The organism is Pectobacterium nicotianae, assembly GCF_023272715.1.
Classification (GTDB): Bacteria; Pseudomonadota; Gammaproteobacteria; order Enterobacterales; family Enterobacteriaceae; genus Pectobacterium; species Pectobacterium brasiliense.
On sequence record NZ_CP096821.1, the window covers coordinates 3,442,992 to 3,460,031 of the forward strand.

At 50.9% G+C, this 17,040-nt stretch carries 15 protein-coding genes and 6 tRNA genes; 19 read left to right on the top strand and 2 right to left on the bottom strand.

Annotation, left to right across the window (positions count from 1 at the left end; genetic code table 11):
* Positions 1-36 precede the first annotated feature (36 nt).
* The 10 genes from nagC (at position 37) to MYB54_RS15455 (ending at position 5,393) form a co-directional block, all read left to right on the top strand.
* Positions 37-1,260 carry a DNA-binding transcriptional regulator NagC gene (nagC, locus tag MYB54_RS15410; RefSeq protein ID WP_014914643.1) on the top strand — a complete coding sequence of 408 codons (1,224 nt, stop codon included), beginning with the start codon at positions 37-39 and terminating at the stop codon, positions 1,258-1,260.
* A gap of 203 nt (positions 1,261-1,463) precedes the next feature.
* A complete protein-coding gene (gene asnB, locus MYB54_RS15415) occupies positions 1,464-3,128 on the top strand; it encodes an asparagine synthase B (protein WP_010285438.1) in 1,665 nt (554 codons plus the stop codon).
* Positions 3,129-3,347: 219 nt separating this feature from the next.
* Positions 3,348-3,424, top strand: a tRNA-Met gene (locus MYB54_RS15420).
* Positions 3,425-3,432: 8 nt separating this feature from the next.
* Positions 3,433-3,517: transfer RNA gene (locus tag MYB54_RS15425), tRNA-Leu, on the top strand.
* Between the two features lie 56 nt (positions 3,518-3,573).
* A tRNA-Gln gene (locus MYB54_RS15430) sits at positions 3,574-3,648 on the top strand.
* 35 nt (positions 3,649-3,683) lie between these two features.
* Positions 3,684-3,758 (top strand) — tRNA-Gln (locus tag MYB54_RS15435).
* 53 nt (positions 3,759-3,811) lie between these two features.
* Positions 3,812-3,888 (top strand) — tRNA-Met (locus MYB54_RS15440).
* Positions 3,889-3,894: 6 nt separating this feature from the next.
* Positions 3,895-3,969: transfer RNA gene (locus MYB54_RS15445), tRNA-Gln, on the top strand.
* 155 nt (positions 3,970-4,124) lie between these two features.
* Complete coding sequence (locus tag MYB54_RS15450; RefSeq protein WP_205593787.1) at positions 4,125-4,613, top strand: hypothetical protein; 489 nt, start codon at positions 4,125-4,127, stop codon at positions 4,611-4,613.
* 183 nt (positions 4,614-4,796) lie between these two features.
* The gene (locus MYB54_RS15455) at positions 4,797-5,393 is read left to right on the top strand and encodes a hypothetical protein (protein ID WP_248721019.1); all 597 of its coding nucleotides are present in this window, start codon (positions 4,797-4,799) and stop codon (positions 5,391-5,393) included.
* Between the two features lie 22 nt (positions 5,394-5,415).
* Here MYB54_RS15455 and ubiF read toward each other — a convergent pair whose 3' ends face one another.
* Positions 5,416-6,582: a 3-demethoxyubiquinol 3-hydroxylase gene (gene ubiF, locus MYB54_RS15460; protein WP_014914634.1), complete on the bottom strand. Its 1,167-nt coding sequence runs from the start codon at positions 6,580-6,582 to the stop codon at positions 5,416-5,418.
* Positions 6,583-6,809: 227 nt separating this feature from the next.
* On the opposite strand from ubiF, the gene miaB reads away from it, so the two are divergent.
* The 9 genes from miaB (at position 6,810) to MYB54_RS15505 (ending at position 16,236) form a co-directional block, all read left to right on the top strand.
* Complete coding sequence (gene miaB, locus MYB54_RS15465; RefSeq protein WP_010285423.1) at positions 6,810-8,234, top strand: tRNA (N6-isopentenyl adenosine(37)-C2)-methylthiotransferase MiaB; 1,425 nt, start codon at positions 6,810-6,812, stop codon at positions 8,232-8,234.
* 256 nt (positions 8,235-8,490) lie between these two features.
* A complete protein-coding gene (locus MYB54_RS15470; RefSeq protein ID WP_014914633.1) occupies positions 8,491-9,549 on the top strand; it encodes a PhoH family protein in 1,059 nt (352 codons plus the stop codon).
* The gene (gene ybeY / locus MYB54_RS15475) at positions 9,546-10,025 is read left to right on the top strand and encodes an rRNA maturation RNase YbeY (RefSeq protein WP_039275337.1); all 480 of its coding nucleotides are present in this window, start codon (positions 9,546-9,548) and stop codon (positions 10,023-10,025) included. The genes MYB54_RS15470 and ybeY overlap by 4 nt, the downstream gene beginning before the upstream one ends.
* Before the next feature lie 128 nt (positions 10,026-10,153).
* A complete protein-coding gene (gene corC / locus MYB54_RS15480; RefSeq protein ID WP_010285415.1) occupies positions 10,154-11,032 on the top strand; it encodes a CNNM family magnesium/cobalt transport protein CorC in 879 nt (292 codons plus the stop codon).
* Positions 11,033-11,039: 7 nt separating this feature from the next.
* Positions 11,040-12,569, top strand: a complete 1,530-nt coding sequence (gene lnt, locus MYB54_RS15485) for an apolipoprotein N-acyltransferase (protein WP_248721020.1) — start codon at positions 11,040-11,042, stop codon at positions 12,567-12,569.
* 407 nt (positions 12,570-12,976) lie between these two features.
* Positions 12,977-13,873 (top strand): amino acid ABC transporter substrate-binding protein, encoded by an 897-nt coding sequence (locus MYB54_RS15490; RefSeq protein WP_039498803.1) that lies wholly within the window; start codon positions 12,977-12,979, stop codon positions 13,871-13,873.
* A 219-nt stretch (positions 13,874-14,092) separates the two neighbouring features.
* The gene (locus MYB54_RS15495; protein ID WP_010285409.1) at positions 14,093-14,833 is read left to right on the top strand and encodes an amino acid ABC transporter permease; all 741 of its coding nucleotides are present in this window, start codon (positions 14,093-14,095) and stop codon (positions 14,831-14,833) included.
* 3 nt (positions 14,834-14,836) lie between these two features.
* Complete coding sequence (gltK, locus tag MYB54_RS15500; protein ID WP_014914631.1) at positions 14,837-15,511, top strand: glutamate/aspartate ABC transporter permease GltK; 675 nt, start codon at positions 14,837-14,839, stop codon at positions 15,509-15,511.
* Positions 15,511-16,236: an amino acid ABC transporter ATP-binding protein gene (locus MYB54_RS15505; RefSeq protein ID WP_014914630.1), complete on the top strand. Its 726-nt coding sequence runs from the start codon at positions 15,511-15,513 to the stop codon at positions 16,234-16,236. Before gltK ends, MYB54_RS15505 begins: the two co-directional genes overlap by 1 nt.
* A gap of 232 nt (positions 16,237-16,468) precedes the next feature.
* Here the strand turns inward: MYB54_RS15505 and MYB54_RS15510 are convergent, their stop codons facing one another.
* The gene (locus MYB54_RS15510) at positions 16,469-16,951 is read right to left on the bottom strand and encodes a zinc ribbon-containing protein (RefSeq protein WP_014914629.1); all 483 of its coding nucleotides are present in this window, start codon (positions 16,949-16,951) and stop codon (positions 16,469-16,471) included.
* Between the last annotated feature and the right edge of the window lie 89 nt (positions 16,952-17,040).

Here is a 17,040-nt window from a genome sequence, read left to right on the forward strand (position 1 = left end):
CCAACGTTGAGTTAAACCTAAGCGAGTAACTTCTTAATGACCACAGGCGGACAAGCGCAGATAGGGAATGTCGATCTGGTTAAGCAATTAAACAGCGCGGTGGTTTACCGCCTGATTGACCAGCAGGGTCCGATCTCACGAATTCAGATAGCAGAACAGAGCCAGCTTGCCCCCGCCAGCGTGACCAAAATCACCCGCCAGCTTCTGGAACGTGGGCTCATCAAAGAAGTCGATCAACAGGCCTCCACCGGCGGCAGACGCGCCATTTCGATTATCACTGAAAACCGCCCTTTCCATACCATAGCGGTACGCCTTGGTCGCTATGACGTCACCATTGCGCTGTACGATTTGCAGGGAAAAGCGCTGGAAGAAGCGCACTACGATCTACAAGAAAAAACGCAGGAGTCGCTAGAAGCCGCACTCTTTCATGTTATCAGTGGCTTTATCGCCAGCCATCAGCGCCGTATTCGCGAGCTCATTGCGATCTCGGTTGTGCTGCCGGGGCTGGTTGATCCCGTTGCGGGCATCGTCCGCTATATGCCACACATCAGCGCGAATAACTGGCAACTGGTCGAAAATCTGCAACGTCACTTCAACGTTACCAGCTTTGTCGGTCACGATATCCGCAGCCTGGCGCTGGCAGAACACTATTTCGGTGCCACCCACGATTCACTGGATTCCATCCTGGTACGCGTCCATCGCGGCACAGGCGCGGGTATTCTCGTCAACGGGCAAATTTTTCTCGGCAGTAACGGCAACGTGGGCGAGATCGGCCATATTCAGATCGATCCACTTGGCGATCGCTGCCACTGCGGCAATTTCGGCTGTCTGGAAACCGTCGTCGCCAACGCCGCCATTGAACAACGCGTACAACACCTGCTGGGTCAGGGCTATCCCAGTAAGCTTTCTATCGATAGCTGCACGATTTCTGCGATTTGCAAAGCGGCAAACCGTGGTGATGCCCTCGCCCGTGAAGTCATCGAACAGGCCGGACTCAATCTGGGCAAAGCGCTGTCCATCGCAATCAACCTGTTCAATCCTCAGAAAGTCGTGATTGCTGGTGAAATCACCGAAGCAGAAAAAACGCTGCTTCCTGCGATCCAACGCTGCATCAACGCACAGGTGCTGAAAGAATTTCGTCACAACCTGCCGATTGAGATATCCAGCCTCAACCACCTTTCCGCTATCAGCGCGTTCGCTCTGGTCAAACGGGCGATGCTGAACGGCGTGCTGCTACAGCAATTGCTCGAAAATGCCTGATTCCCTTTCTGGCCGGATTATGTAATCCCTAAAAATTCGGCCTTTCCCTTCTATGAATTTGACGAATCAACATCAAAAAACCGAATAAATTAACGAAACACCACGCCGATGGCTTTTTTCATTAAATAATATTGAATTCCTATGGCACTTTGATGCTAAATCAATGGCACTGAGTTCGAACCTGTCATTACTGGGAGTCATGTATGTGTTCTATTTTTGGTGTGCTTGATCTGAAAAGCGATCCTGTTGAACTGCGTAAGAAAGCGCTGGAGTTATCCCGTTTGATGCGTCACCGCGGGCCAGACTGGTCCGGCGTTTATGCCAGCGACAAAGCCATTCTGGCTCACGAACGTCTGTCTATCGTTGACGTCAACACGGGCGCACAGCCGCTTTACAACGCCGAGCGCACCCACATTCTGGCCGTTAACGGTGAAATTTATAACCATCAGGCATTGCGTCAGCAATACGGTGACCGTTACGCTTTCCAGACTGGCTCCGACTGCGAAGTGATTCTGGCGCTGTATCAGGAAAAAGGCCCAGAATTTCTGGATGAACTGCGCGGCATGTTCGCCTTTGCCCTGTATGACAGCGAAAAAGACGCCTACCTGATTGGCCGTGACCACCTCGGCATCATCCCGCTGTACATGGGTTACGATGAGCACGGCAACCTGTATGTCGCTTCTGAAATGAAAGCGCTGGTGCCGGTTTGCCGCACCATCAAAGAATTCCCAGCTGGCAGCTACCTGTGGAGCAAAGACGGTGAAATTCGCGAGTATTACCAGCGTGACTGGTTTGATTACGACGCAGTAAAAGACAACGAAACGGATAAAGAAGCGCTGCGCGATGCGCTGGAAGAAGCGGTGAAAAGCCACCTGATGTCTGACGTGCCCTACGGCGTGTTGCTCTCTGGCGGCCTGGATTCCTCCGTTATCTCTGCAATCACCAAAAAATATGCGGCACGTCGCGTGGAAGATGACGAGCGTAGTGAAGCTTGGTGGCCTCAGTTGCACTCTTTCGCCGTCGGTTTGGAAGGTGCGCCAGATTTGAAAGCCGCGCAGGAAGTCGCTAACCACTTGGGCACTGTGCACCACGAAATTCACTTCACCGTGCAGGAAGGGCTGGATGCGATTCGCGACGTGATTTATCACATCGAAACCTATGACGTCACCACGATTCGCGCCTCAACGCCGATGTACCTGATGTCCCGTAAAATCAAAGCAATGGGCATCAAGATGGTGCTGTCAGGCGAAGGATCTGACGAAGTGTTCGGCGGCTACCTCTATTTCCACAAAGCACCAAACGCCAAAGAATTGCATGAAGAAACCGTGCGTAAGCTGCTGGCACTGCACCAGTACGACTGCGCCCGCGCGAACAAAGCGATGTCAGCCTGGGGTGTGGAAGCTCGCGTACCGTTCCTGGACAAAAACTTCCTCGATGTCGCTATGCGCATCAATCCACGCGACAAAATGTGTGGCAACGGCAAGATGGAAAAACACATCCTGCGCGAGTGCTTTGAATCCTACTTGCCGCACAGCGTTGCATGGCGTCAGAAAGAGCAGTTCTCTGACGGCGTAGGCTACAGCTGGATTGATACGCTGAAAGAAGTAGCGGCTCAGCAGGTGACCGATCAGCAGTTGGAGACAGCTCGCTTCCGCTTCCCGTACAACACGCCGGGCTCCAAAGAAGCGTATCTGTACCGTGAAATCTTCGAAGAGCTGTTCCCGGTTCCAAGCGCAGCAGAATGCGTACCGGGTGGCCCGTCAGTCGCCTGTTCGTCAGCTAAAGCGATTGAGTGGGATGAATCTTTCAAGAAACTGGATGATCCATCAGGCCGTGCGGTTGGCGTACACCAGTCAGCCTACAAATAATTCGATTTAATTTCTTCAATCAACGGGCCTTTCATGGCCCGTTTTTGTACGCTTAATTGACTGGGAATGCGTGCTTTTTGGCGTTTTTCTCACCATACTGTTCACAACCCAAACAAACGGTACATTGAGGGCACTTTTCGGGAAAAAACTAGTTGACGCAATTAGGCCAACTACGCATAATGCGCCCCGCAACGCCGATGAAGGTGACGCGGAAAAGATGGCTACGTAGCTCAGCTGGTTAGAGCACAGCACTCATAATGCTGGGGTCACAGGTTCGATTCCCGTCGTAGCCACCATCTTTTTTGCGGGAGTGGCGAAATTGGTAGACGCACCAGATTTAGGTTCTGGCGCCGCAAGGTGTGCGAGTTCAAGTCTCGCCTCCCGCACCATATCATCTTCTCGGTCTGACATCGCTTTTCGAAGCTTGTTAGTGTTTTGTAGTGATTGGGGTATCGCCAAGCGGTAAGGCACCGGTTTTTGATACCGGCATTCCCTGGTTCGAATCCAGGTACCCCAGCCATTTCAAAACATATGCTGAAAAATTCGTTGTCCTGTTGGGGTATCGCCAAGCGGTAAGGCACTGGTTTTTGATACCAGCATTCCCTGGTTCGAATCCAGGTACCCCAGCCATCTACTTGATAGTAGAAGATTTGTTGAAGTGAAGTAACATTAGCAGTACATTTGGCTACGTAGCTCAGCTGGTTAGAGCACAGCACTCATAATGCTGGGGTCACAGGTTCGATTCCCGTCGTAGCCACCATATTTTTGGGGTATCGCCAAGCGGTAAGGCACCGGATTCTGATTCCGGCATTCCGAGGTTCGAATCCTCGTACCCCAGCCAAATAAAGCTGGTAAAACAGTAAAGAAACGGGGCGACAATCGAAAGATGTCGCCCCGTTTTGTTATGCATGGCGACAAAGTGGCGACAGAAAGACAAAAAGCGCCTCTTGTTATGTTCAATTTTCTTAGCTGTTATTTTGAAGACGGAATTTCCACATGGCATTAACGAAATGCAGAGAATGTAAAAAAGAAGTATCCATGTCGGCAAAAGTTTGCCCACACTGCGGGATTAAAGACCCAGGCGTCACATTGGGCATGATGTTAGTTATGATCGTTATTCTAACTGCTATCGGGTGGGGAATATTCCGTTGGATTAGCAGTGATGAGGAAAGTGCAGCACCAAAAGTTTGTAGCCCTACCGATGGGCAATGCCTTTTCAAAGCCAATGTTGTTGACGCTACAGCTCACTGTAAGCCTCTTGTAGAAAAAGCCTCAAAATACAATTACGAATGGGCTGACGACATAATCGATAGTCTCTTTTCCCGCTTTTTACTAGACAGCAAAAGCAATCAGCTAACGTTCATCGGCGACAAAGTCAAATTCACAAATATCCTTAACGACAAAACGACGATGACATATGCATGCACTTTAGATCTGAAAACTAAAGGAGTGGTTAACTTCGATATTGCAGAAGGGAAACTGTAACACAAGAATCTCGGCAGTAGCGCAGGCTGACGCCCCCGTTTGTAGAGAAATAAAATCGATACCCGAAAAACGCAGGTGGGACGACAATCGAAAGATGTCGCCCCGTTTTGTTATGTCTGGTATTAACATAGTCTGGTGCTAACATATGCAAACCAATCATTCGATTTTCTCAAAAGGGCGGGCATGAAGGTTTTATCGACATCCTCTGTTATTCATGGTTTCAGCCAATTGCGGCGATCCGTGATGCGTGCGCAGTTAAGCAAACTGCTACTCAGCGTGGCATTGCTGTTTTGCTTCATCACACCGGCTGATGCTGCTAGCGTCCCTTCTTTTAAGATGTCTTCGCAAACGTTCGCTGACCGGATGAATGCCAATCTGAAGAAACTCAATATCCCTCTCGAATTGACCGTTAAGTTGGAAAAGGGAACGTCCATCGATGATTTTCAGCACATTTTTAATGAGCACGTCGGATTAATTGGGTCGGTAGAGAGTAAAAGCCAGCAGCTTAATGGACTTGTGATACTCAACGCCGCGTCAGAATCCCCCGATGCAACAAGACAGAATCTGCAAATCGTCACTGCCGCGTTTTCTGCGCTATTGGGCGGGGCGTTGTCAGGTGAAAATAGTCTCGAAAGCCCTGAGATGACCGAGATGATGTTCGGTCTGCTTCAGGATAGCCAGGCCTCAGGTAAAGGCATGAGGCAGATAGGACATGTACGCTTTATGGCAACAACTAATGAGGACACCGATATTATCTTCACCGCCGAGCCTGTGCTGTAGCGGGCGGCATCCTCATTACTCATCAAACACCAATGGCATATTTCAATGCGCGCTGTTTTAACACGCCAGCGCGCTGCGCAACCATCAGCGCCATATTGCGCGCAAAGCTCAGCGGCGGTAACGCATTACTGAACGCGTTATAGAAGAGGTCCATCCCGCTTTGCATCATCAGATTATCCGGCATACGGCGGCACTGATAACGGCGTAACACGCGCTCAGAAGCCCATTCTTCCCCTGCATTACGCGCATTAATTAACACGTCCAGCAGCGCCTCAACGTCGCGATACCCCAGATTAACACCCTGCCCCGCCAACGGATTGATGGTATGCGCGGCATCACCCAACAGCACCAAGCCTGGCTTGATATAGGTTTGTGCATGGCGTCTGACCAGCGGGAATGACCCAGCGGAGAGCGCCTTGACTGTACCCAATCGCTCAGGAAACGCGGCCGCAATTTCTTTATCCAACTGTGTAAGCGGCATCGCCTGAAGCTGACGAATACGCTGCGGACTGTCGTACCACACCAGCGATCCCCACTGGTCAAACAGCGGCAAAAATGCACGCGGGCCGCTCGGCGTAAACTGTTGCCAGGTCACATCCTGCTGGGGCTGCGAGGTCTCAACGCCGATCAACATACAAGACTGGCGGTACTGCCAGCCGTTGATACCAATCCCCGCCCACTGGCGAACCTGAGAATTCGCGCCATCAGCTCCAACCACCAGCGAAGCCGTCAGTTGCTGCCCATCGGCAAGCTGTAAGCACCAGCCATCATCGGTGCGTTGCAGGTTCTGTGGCGTAGCCGGGCAATAACAGTGACAGCGCTCCTCTTCCTGTAAACTTTCCCAGAGCGCCCGTTGCAGCACGCGGTTTTCCACCATAAAACCCAGCTCGGGCAAGTGAATGTCGGCAGCATCGAAAACGACTCTGGCATTCGCCCATTCCCAGGTTTCCAACCGCCGGTAAGGCGCGCTGCGCATCTGCTGCACTCGCTGCCATGCGCCCAGTTCTTTCAATAGCGCAACCGACGCATAGCCAATCGCCGAGATCCGTAAATCAGGCGGACTGGCGGCATCAAACGGCGTCGGCATTTCCTGCTCAACCACGGCAACCTGAAATCCTTGCTGTGCCAACCCAAGCGCCGCAGCCGCGCCGACCATGCCACCGCCAACCACAATCGCATCGTAATGCATATTGGCTTTATCCTCTCTGGTTCTGGTTTATTCACACCAGTAAAAATGCATGAAAATAGTGTACTGGATTTACGGGTAACTTTTCAGAAAAGCCGCATTTTTATAGAAAGTAAGGAGTTATCAAATCAGCGTGGTTTCCGGCGCTGGTCACAACGTCGGCGAGCGATTACAATACCCACCCCAAATGAGGGGAATCTTTCTTATCCGCACTGAGTAATGGTAAGTCGATGACAAAAAAACTGCATATTAAAACCTGGGGCTGTCAGATGAATGAGTACGATTCATCAAAGATGGCTGATTTACTGGGAAGTACGCACGGCTATGAGCTGACTGAAATCGCTGAAGAAGCCGATGTCCTGCTGCTCAATACCTGTTCGATCCGTGAAAAGGCGCAGGAAAAGGTCTTCCATCAACTTGGCCGTTGGAAGACGCTGAAAGATCTCAATCCGAACCTGATTATTGGTGTCGGTGGCTGCGTGGCCTCACAGGAAGGCGCGCATATTCGTGAACGTGCGCACTACGTTGACGTTATTTTTGGCCCGCAAACCTTGCACCGCCTGCCGGAAATGATTAATCACGTACAGGGCACCCGTAGCCCGATCGTGGATATCAGTTTCCCTGAAATCGAAAAATTCGACCGCCTGCCAGAGCCGCGAGCCGAAGGGCCAACCGCTTTCGTCTCCATCATGGAAGGCTGCAATAAATATTGCACATTCTGCGTGGTGCCTTATACCCGCGGTGAAGAAGTCAGCCGCCCGTGCGATGATGTGTTGTTCGAAATCGCTCAACTGGCCGCGCAAGGCGTACGTGAAGTTAACCTTTTAGGACAGAACGTCAACGCCTATCGCGGCGAAACCTATGACGGTGAAATCTGCTCCTTTGCTGAGCTGCTGCGTCTGGTTGCCGCTATTGACGGGATTGACCGCGTCCGCTTTACCACTAGCCATCCGATTGAATTCACAGACGATATTATCAGCGTCTATGAAGATACGCCGGAACTGGTCAGCTTCCTGCATTTGCCAGTACAAAGCGGTTCCGACCGCGTGCTGACGATGATGAAACGTCGTCATACCGCGCTGGAATACAAAGCGATCATCCGTAAACTGCACAACGCGCGTCCGGGCATTCTGATCAGTTCTGACTTTATCGTCGGTTTCCCTGGCGAAACGCAGGCTGACTTTGAACAGACGATGAAGCTGATTACCGATGTGAATTTCGATATGAGCTACAGCTTTGTCTACTCTGCCCGTCCGGGAACACCGGCTGCGGATATGGTCGATGACGTGCCGGAAGAAGAGAAAAAACAGCGTCTGTATCTTCTGCAAGAGCGCATCACCCAGCAGGCCATGCGGTTTAGCCGCCTCATGTTGGGCACCGTCCAGCGTATTCTGGTAGAAGGCACCTCACGTAAGAGCGTGATGGAGCTGTCTGGCCGTACGGAAAACAACCGCGTCGTCAACTTTGAAGGCACGCCAGATATGATCGGTAAATTCGTCGATGTGGAAATCGTTGATGTTTATACCAACTCGCTGCGCGGCATCGTGGTGCGCACCGAAGATCAAATGGATCTGCGCGTACATGAATCACCGTCTTCCGTGATTGCGCGTACCCGCAAAGAGAATGAGATCGGCGTCGGGTTCTATCAGCCGTAACCGATGTACGTTTCAGTCTCAGCGTGATTGATGGGTGGCTTTGCCACCCATTTTTTATGGCGAGCTATCCGCTTCAATTTCATGCCGCTTACATTTGCTTTTGCGAGGCGGCATCCCAATATCATGATTGTGACTTGCACCATCGGGCATTCACGATGAATAATTCATTCATATGGCTGACACATCAGGCCGTCTGACAACTGTTCATTTTGTGCCGGCAGAAAGTGCCAGCGCAGTAACGCTCAAGAGGAATAATTTGAACGTAACGACAAAAGAGATTGCCCTTGAACCCGCAGATAACCAACGCCTGCTCAGCCTTTGCGGTCCGTTTGATGACAATATTAAGCAGTTAGAGCGCCGTTTAGGCATCGAGATCAATCGTCGCGATAACCAGTTTAAGCTGGTCGGTAAAAACCTGCTGACGCAAGCTGCCGCCGATATCCTGCAACGTCTGTATGTCGATACAGCCCCAGTACGTGGCGTCATCGGTGATATCGATCCTGAGCAAATCCACCTGGCGATTAAAGAATCTCGCGTACTGGAGCAGTCTGCGGAACACGTTCCTGACTATGGCAAAGTGGTCAACATCCGCACCAAACGCGGCGTGATCAAACCGCGCACGCCGAATCAGGCACAGTATGTCGCCAATATCCTCGATCACGACATCACGTTCGGCGTTGGCCCGGCGGGAACGGGGAAAACCTACTTAGCCGTCGCTGCCGCCGTAGATGCACTGGAGCGTCAGGATATTCGCCGTATTCTGTTAACGCGCCCTGCGGTTGAAGCCGGTGAAAAGCTGGGCTTCCTGCCTGGCGATTTGAGCCAGAAAGTCGATCCTTACCTGCGCCCACTTTATGATGCTCTGTTTGAAATGCTGGGCTTTGAGCGCGTAGAGAAGCTCATCGAACGCAACGTCATTGAAGTCGCGCCACTGGCTTACATGCGTGGCCGAACGCTGAACGATGCCTTTATCATTCTGGATGAAAGCCAGAACACCACCATCGAACAGATGAAAATGTTCCTGACACGCATCGGGTTCAACTCAAAAGCGGTCATCACCGGTGACGTCACGCAGATCGACCTGCCGAAGAATCTGAAATCCGGCTTACGCCACGCAATAGAAGTACTGGCCGATGTGGAAGAGATCAGTTTTAACTTTTTCCACAGCGAAGACGTGGTGCGCCATCCGGTGGTTGCACGGATTGTGAATGCCTATGAAGCGTGGGAAAATGCCGAGCAGAAACGTAAAGACGCCTTAGCAGAACAGCGTAAGCGTGAAGCACAGGCTGCGGCATCAGATCAGGAGCAAAAATGAGTCAGGTGATTCTGGATTTACAAATCGCCAGCGAGCAAGCACAGGGGCTACCGGAAGAAAAAGACTTTCAGCGCTGGCTGGAAGGCGTTTTGCCACAGTTTCAGGAAGTCTCTGAAGTCACCATCCGCATCGTGGATGAGGCAGAGAGCCGCGACCTGAATAACACCTATCGCGGTAAAGACAAGCCGACCAACGTGCTGTCGTTTCCTTTCGAGGCACCGCCAGAGGTCGAGCTTCCTTTGCTTGGCGATTTAATCATCTGTCGTCAGGTTGTCGAACGTGAAGCCGCAGAGCAGGAAAAAACCGTAGAAGAGCACTGGGCGCACATGGTTGTCCATGGTAGCCTGCATCTGCTAGGGTATGACCATATCGAAGACAGCGAAGCCGAAGAAATGGAGGCGCTGGAAACCGAGATTATGCAAAGTATGGGCTATGCCGATCCTTACCTTGCAGAAAAAGATGGCCTCACCGAATAAATAGAAATACATTTTATCTAGCCCGAGATCGGGAAGATATCGGGAACTTCTTTGCTCCACGTCAGCCGCTGTGTCGATTCCAACGGCTGGCAATAATCCCTTAACAAGAGTGATGTTAATTAAAACGCATGAGCGACGACCATTCTCAAAACAGCGATGCACCCAGTCCCAAAAAGGGCTTCTTTTCTCTTATTCTTAATCAGCTTTTTCACGGCGAGCCAAAAGATCGTAACGGTTTACTCACTCTGATTCGTGATTCCGAACAGAATGAACTGATCGATCCTGAAACACGAGATATGCTCGAAGGCGTCATGGATATCGCCGACCAGCGTGTACGCGACATCATGATCCCTCGCTCGCAGATGATTACGCTCAAGCGCGATCAAACGCTGGAAGAGTGTCTGGACGTGATTATCGAATCCGCCCATTCTCGTTTCCCCGTTATTAGCGAAGATAAAGACCACATTGAAGGCATCCTGATGGCGAAGGATTTGCTGCCGTTTATGCGCAGCGATTCCGAGCCCTTCAGTATGGATAAAGTTCTGCGTTCCGCCGTGGTTGTGCCGGAAAGTAAACGCGTTGATAGAATGCTGAACGAGTTCCGCTCACTGCGCTATCACATGGCGATTGTCATCGATGAGTTTGGTGGCGTATCCGGCCTGGTCACGATTGAAGATATTCTTGAGTTGATTGTCGGCGAAATTGAAGACGAATACGATGATGAAGAAGACAGAGATATTCGTCAGCTTAATCGCCAGACCTACACCGTTCGTGCGTTAACCGATATCGAAGATTTTAACGAGGCTTTCGGTACACGGTTCAGCGATGATGAGGTCGACACCATTGGCGGCTTGGTTATGCAGTCTTTCGGCCATCTTCCTGCCCGCGGCGAAACCATCGACATAGAAGGTTACCTGTTTAAGGTTGCGATGGCGGACAGCCGCCGTATTATTCAGGTTCATGTCAGAATCCCTGACAATGCCCCTCAACCAAAATTGGAAGAATAATTTGGCAATGGTTGTCGCTTCTTTTCTACAACGCCAGCGGGTTAAAGCCCTGCTGGCGCTCTTATTTGGTGCCTGTGGCACGCTGGCATTTTCTCCCTTTGATTTCTGGCCTGCGGCGATTATCTCGCTCATGGGCCTACAGGCACTGACGCTCAACCGTACGAGTCGTCAGTCAGCCTGGATAGGATTTTGCTGGGGACTGGGTCTGTTCGGTAGCGGCGTTAACTGGGTTTACGTCAGCATCGCGCAGTTTGGCGGGATGCCCGGCCCTGTCAATGTTGCGCTGGTCGTTCTGCTTGCCGCCTATTTGTCGCTCTACCCTCTGCTGTTTGCTGCCCTACTCTCACGCCTGTGGCCGAAAACAACGCTGTGGCGTCTGGCACTTGCCGCTCCCGTGCTCTGGCAGCTAACTGAATTTTTGCGCGGCTGGGTGCTCACCGGTTTTCCGTGGCTGCAATTCGGCTACAGCCAAATTGACGGCCCGCTCAAAGGTATCGCCCCCCTTCTGGGCATTGACACCATTACCTTCCTATTGATGAGCCTCAGCGGGCTACTCGTTTATGCCATCACTCAACGCAAAGTCGTTCCGGCGGCCATTGCTATCGGCATTTTCGTTTTATCATGGCCGCTGCGCAACGTGCAGTGGTATACCCTAGAACCTGAACGCGCCGTCAATGTCGCTCTGGTTCAGGGCAACATTCCTCAGGCCATGAAGTGGGAACAAGATGAGCTGTTGAACACGCTGAAAATCTATCTGGATAACAGCCTGCCCTATATGGACAAGGCCCCTATCGTTATCTGGCCAGAAACAGCGATTCCTGATATTGAAAGCCGTCAGAGTGCCTATTTGAAGCAAATTGACGACATTCTGCGTAGTCGTAATAGCAGCCTGATTACGGGTATCGTCGATATCCGGCGTGAGGGTAATAAAACCGATTTTTATAACTCAGTCATCGTTTTGGGCGACAAAGATCCGTATCACTACCCCACAACGAACCGTTACAACAAAAACCATCTGGTGCCTTTTGGCGAGTTTGTCCCGCTGGAAACGTTGTTACGTCCGTTGGCACCGTTCTTCGATCTCCCCATGTCATCGTTCAGCCGCGGAGACTACGTTCAGCCTCAGTTGTCTGTTCACGGCTTCAAGCTCAACGCCGCCATTTGTTATGAAATCATCTTAGGCCAGCAGTTGCGTGATAACTTCCGGCCAGACACCGATATGCTGCTGACCATCTCGAACGATGCCTGGTTTGGTCATTCAATCGGCCCGTGGCAACACTTCCAGATGGCACGCATGCGCGCACTGGAATTAGGTCGCCCTCTGGTTCGTAGTACCAATAACGGCGTCACAGCGGTGATTACCCCTGATGGCAATGTCAGCGCCAGTCTGCCGCAGTTTACACGTGCGGTGCTGAGCACGCAGGTCGTGCCAGCAACGGGGATAACGCCTTATGCGCGCTTCGGTTCCTGGCCGCTCTGGAGCATTACGTTACTGGGCGGTGTTGCTGCCGTTTTCTTCGGTTTGCGTCGCCGATAACCAGCCCCTATTCACATCCCTAAGGGCATGCTTTTGCATGCCTTTTTTTATTTATGGCACGGTATTTGCCTCTTATTACCCTGTAAAGGGTTGTTTCTGTATTTTTTTGGATATTACGTCGGCGTAAAGCTCTCTATTGGGGCAAGTAACGCACCAAATTGGTGCCACCCTCTGACATTGCTGTTATTTGGTGCGGCGGATATCGCAAAAAACAAACATTTCTATTTCAATCTATTTACAATCAGCTACTTTTTAACTGTATAGACAGTAACTTCGCGCTTTAACGGTGCAGCGTTATCACAGAGAAGTCACAAAGCATTATGAGTGATACAGCAATACGATGTTAGCTTGAAGACAATGTTAACTTGAAGATGACGGGTATATAACGACAGCAAAGGAGTTAGAACATGCAAATGCGTAAACTGGCATTATCACTGCTTCTGCTTGGCACCGCCGCCAGCGTAGCTCAGGCTGAAGATCTGGCCGGTACATTGAAAAAGGTCAAAGATAATGGCGTGATCGTCATTGGACACCGCGAATCGTCCGTGCCTTTTTCTTACTATGACAACACGCAAAAAGTGGTCGGCTACTCTCAAGCCTACTCTGACAAAATTGTCGAAGCGGTTAAGAAAAAACTGGATGCGCCTAATCTGCAGGTCAAGCTACTCCCTATCACCTCTCAGAACCGTATCCCACTGTTGCAGAACGGTACCTTTGATTTTGAATGTGGTTCAACGACTAACAACCTGGAACGTCAGAAACAAGCCGCGTTCTCTAACACCATTTTCGTGGTCGGTACGCGTCTGTTAACCAAAAAAGATTCCGGCGTAAAAGACTTCCCGGATCTGGCGGGTAAAACCGTCGTAGTGACTTCCGGCACCACCTCTGAAGTTCTGCTGAACAAGCTGAATGAAGAAAAACAGCTGAAAATGCGCATCATCAGTGCGAAAGACCATGGTGACTCCTTCCGTACGCTGGAAAGCGGCCGTGCTGTCGCCTTTATGATGGATGATGCACTGCTGGCGGGTGAACGTGCGAAAGCGAAAAACGCCGATCAGTGGGATATCGTGGGCAAAGCGCAGTCTGAAGAAGCCTACGGCTGTATGCTGCGTAAAGACGATCCACAATTCAAGAAACTGGTTGATGACACCATCGCTGAAGTTCAGACCTCCGGTGAAGCTGAAAAATGGTTCGATCGCTGGTTCAAACAGCCTATTCCGCCAAAAGATCTCAACCTGAACTTTGAACTGTCAGATGAAATGAAGGCCTTGTTCAAGGCGCCAAATGACAAAGCGCTAAACTAATTAATAATGAGAATAAGGGCAGAGCTATCTGCCCTCTGATTGCTGATTCGTGGCAGGACAGACAGGCATGTGATGGTCGTTCCCCATCACATGTTGCCCCGAGAAATTTCGATAAACAGGAAAATAAACAATACACCTGTAGTTTGAAACAGAACGGGAATATGGCCGCTCATCAATCTTCAGGGTAGCTTCGCTACCCTTTTTTTACCGGAGTTCGTTATGTCAATAGATTGGAACTGGGGCATATTTCTACAAGCCGCCCCCTTCGGCAACACAACCTACCTCGGGTGGATTTTGTCCGGTCTGCAAGTCACCGTCACATTATCTATCTGTGCCTGGATTATAGCTTTTCTTATTGGTTCTTTATTTGGAATCCTGCGTACCGTCCCAAATCGTTTCCTTGCGGGCATTGGTACTTGCTACGTCGAACTATTTCGCAACGTCCCACTGATTGTCCAGTTCTTTACCTGGTATCTGGTGGTTCCTGAACTGCTTCCCGTCAACATCGGTATGTGGTTTAAAGCCGAACTAGATCCCAATATTCAATTCTTCCTGTCCTCAATGATTTGTCTGGGGCTCTTCACCGCAGCGCGCGTTTGTGAGCAGGTGCGTGCAGGGATTCAATCGCTACCACGCGGCCAGAAAGCCGCCGGGCTGGCGATGGGCCTGACGCTGCCGCAAACCTACCGCTATGTGTTACTGCCGAATGCGTACCGTGTGATTGTTCCGCCGCTGACCTCAGAGATGCTGAATCTGGTAAAAAACTCGGCCATCGCTTCCACGATTGGTCTGGTTGATATGGCGGCACAGGCAGGAAAACTGCTGGACTATTCCGCCCACGCGTATGAATCCTTTACCGCCATCACGCTGGCGTACGTTGGCATCAATGCCATCATTATGTTGATTATGCAGGTCGTTGAGCGAAAAACCCGTTTGCCGGGCAATATGGGGAGCAAATAAATCATGCATGAATTTGACTGGAGCTCAATTGGGCCAAGCATGCCGTACCTGATTCAGGGGATGGTCGTCACACTCAAAATTACGCTAACGGCGGTGGTCTTCGGGATTGTCTGGGGCACGATTCTGGCGGTGATGCGCTTGTCGCCGATCAAGCCTATCAGTTGGTTCGCCAAGCTGTATGTGAACCTGTTCCGCTCCGTTCCGCTCGTCATGGTGCTGCTGTGGTTCTATCTGGTGGTTCCTAGCTTATTACAAAATGTGCTTGGGCTATCGCCGAAAACCGATATTCGACTGATTTCAGCTATGGTAGCCTTCTCGCTATTCGAGGCAGCCTATTATTCGGAAATCATTCGTGCGGGTATTCTCAGCGTGTCACGCGGTCAATCTTCCGCGGCGTTAGCATTAGGCATGACGCACTGGCAATCCATGAAGCTGGTTATTCTGCCGCAGGCATTCCGCGCGATGGTGCCGCTGCTGCTGACGCAGGGGATTGTTCTGTTCCAGGATACCTCACTGGTTTACGTGCTCAGCCTCGCTGATTTCTTCCGTACCGCCTCAACCATCGGCGAGCGTGACGGAACACAAGTTGAAATGATCCTGTTTGCCGGGTTCATTTATTTTCTCTTCAGCATTACTGCCTCAATGCTGGTCAGTTACCTGAAAAAAAGGACGGTTTGATGATTTCCCTGAAAAATGTTTCTAAATGGTACGGCCAATTTCAGGTGCTAGCCGACTGCTCCACAGAAGTAAAAAAAGGTGAAGTCGTGGTCGTCTGCGGGCCTTCTGGCTCTGGTAAATCAACCCTGATCAAAACCGTAAACGGTCTGGAACCGATTCAACAAGGTGAAATTACCGTCAATGGCATTGCCGTTAACGATAAGAAAACCAATCTGGCCCAGTTGCGTTCCAAAGTCGGGATGGTGTTCCAGCACTTTGAACTATTCCCGCATTTATCAATTATCGAGAACCTGACGCTGGCGCAGGTGAAAGTGCTGAAACGTAATCGTGAAGAAGCCAAAGCTAAAGCGCAGAAGCTGTTGGAACGCGTTGGGCTGGCGGCGCACGCCAACAAATACCCAGGACAGCTTTCCGGCGGTCAGCAACAGCGTGTCGCCATCGCGCGCGCACTGTGTATGGATCCTATCGCGATGCTATTTGACGAACCAACATCCGCACTTGATCCAGAGATGATCAACGAAGTGTTGGACGTTATGGTTGAATTGGCGCAAGAAGGCATGACCATGATGGTCGTTACGCATGAAATGGGCTTTGCCCGTAAAGTGGCACACCGCGTGATCTTTATGGATGAGGGCAAAATCGTTGAAGACACCCGCAAGGATGATTTCTTCAATAACCCACAGTCCGAACGCGCGAAAGACTTCCTGGCGAAAATCCTGCATTAATAATCAGATACAGCGTGCCGCAAGGCACGCTGCTGACTGGTAAAGCGCGTCGAGCGGTGGTAATGGGTAGATCGTAAAGACGCTGCAAGTACATCCGTGTAAGCTCGGATTGCGCCATCCATGGCGCAAACGCTTTACTCTTCTATCCCATTATCACCGTTCTCGTTCTGTAAATCGGTTTGCCAAAAATCTTAATATGTCGTAAGGCAGCTTATTTACTGCTCCTACAGCCCTACGGCTGAAACGGCTGGCGGTGGAACAGGTCATGTGAGCATTTCGGGCAGAGTGGCAACACCTCCGGCGTGTAGAATGCAATATGATGATGGCAGTTCTCACACACCAAATTACCTAGCCCCACCACTTCACCGCTGTGATACACCCCATGATGATTCACGTCTTTGAAGATCTCACGCCACTCTAGCTGCGTTTTATCCGTAATATCCGCCAGCTCCTGCCACAGGCTTTCCTTGATGACTCGCATAAACACGCTGTCAGTAAACTCATCCTGACTTTCGTTATAGCTGCGGGCAAATTCTTCCAGATCGCGCTGAACAGCCTGAATCACCTGCTCGATTTCTTTCTGCGTCAGTTCCGAGCCTTCCTGCAGGGTTTTGCGGGCGCTCTGCACCAGACTGTCGAGATCGCGTTCACCATTGTTCAGCCGGGCCGTCACTGAAGCCATTAACTCGCGGTAATAGCGGGCTAGTTTATTCATGCTTCCTCCTGAATTAAGCGGGTTGAAAGGTGATAAAGCACGACTATTCGCTGTCTGGCACACCGAGCCAAAAACCGATACGTTGCCTA

Excerpts from the sequence above, each read along its gene's own strand:
- nagC (WP_014914643.1), top strand. The coding sequence starts at position 37 with ATGACCACAGGCGGACAAGCGCAGATAGGGAATGTCGATCTGGTTAAG.
- asnB (WP_010285438.1), top strand. The coding sequence starts at position 1,464 with ATGTGTTCTATTTTTGGTGTGCTTGATCTGAAAAGCGATCCTGTTGAA.
- MYB54_RS15450 (WP_205593787.1), top strand. The coding sequence starts at position 4,125 with ATGGCATTAACGAAATGCAGAGAATGTAAAAAAGAAGTATCCATGTCG.
- MYB54_RS15455 (WP_248721019.1), top strand. The coding sequence starts at position 4,797 with ATGAAGGTTTTATCGACATCCTCTGTTATTCATGGTTTCAGCCAATTG.
- ubiF (WP_014914634.1), bottom strand. The coding sequence starts at position 6,582 with ATGCATTACGATGCGATTGTGGTTGGCGGTGGCATGGTCGGCGCGGCT.
- miaB (WP_010285423.1), top strand. The coding sequence starts at position 6,810 with ATGACAAAAAAACTGCATATTAAAACCTGGGGCTGTCAGATGAATGAG.
- ybeY (WP_039275337.1), top strand. The coding sequence starts at position 9,546 with ATGAGTCAGGTGATTCTGGATTTACAAATCGCCAGCGAGCAAGCACAG.
- corC (WP_010285415.1), top strand. The coding sequence starts at position 10,154 with ATGAGCGACGACCATTCTCAAAACAGCGATGCACCCAGTCCCAAAAAG.
- lnt (WP_248721020.1), top strand. The coding sequence starts at position 11,040 with ATGGTTGTCGCTTCTTTTCTACAACGCCAGCGGGTTAAAGCCCTGCTG.
- MYB54_RS15490 (WP_039498803.1), top strand. The coding sequence starts at position 12,977 with ATGCAAATGCGTAAACTGGCATTATCACTGCTTCTGCTTGGCACCGCC.
- MYB54_RS15495 (WP_010285409.1), top strand. The coding sequence starts at position 14,093 with ATGTCAATAGATTGGAACTGGGGCATATTTCTACAAGCCGCCCCCTTC.
- gltK (WP_014914631.1), top strand. The coding sequence starts at position 14,837 with ATGCATGAATTTGACTGGAGCTCAATTGGGCCAAGCATGCCGTACCTG.
- MYB54_RS15505 (WP_014914630.1), top strand. The coding sequence starts at position 15,511 with ATGATTTCCCTGAAAAATGTTTCTAAATGGTACGGCCAATTTCAGGTG.
- MYB54_RS15510 (WP_014914629.1), bottom strand. The coding sequence starts at position 16,951 with ATGAATAAACTAGCCCGCTATTACCGCGAGTTAATGGCTTCAGTGACG.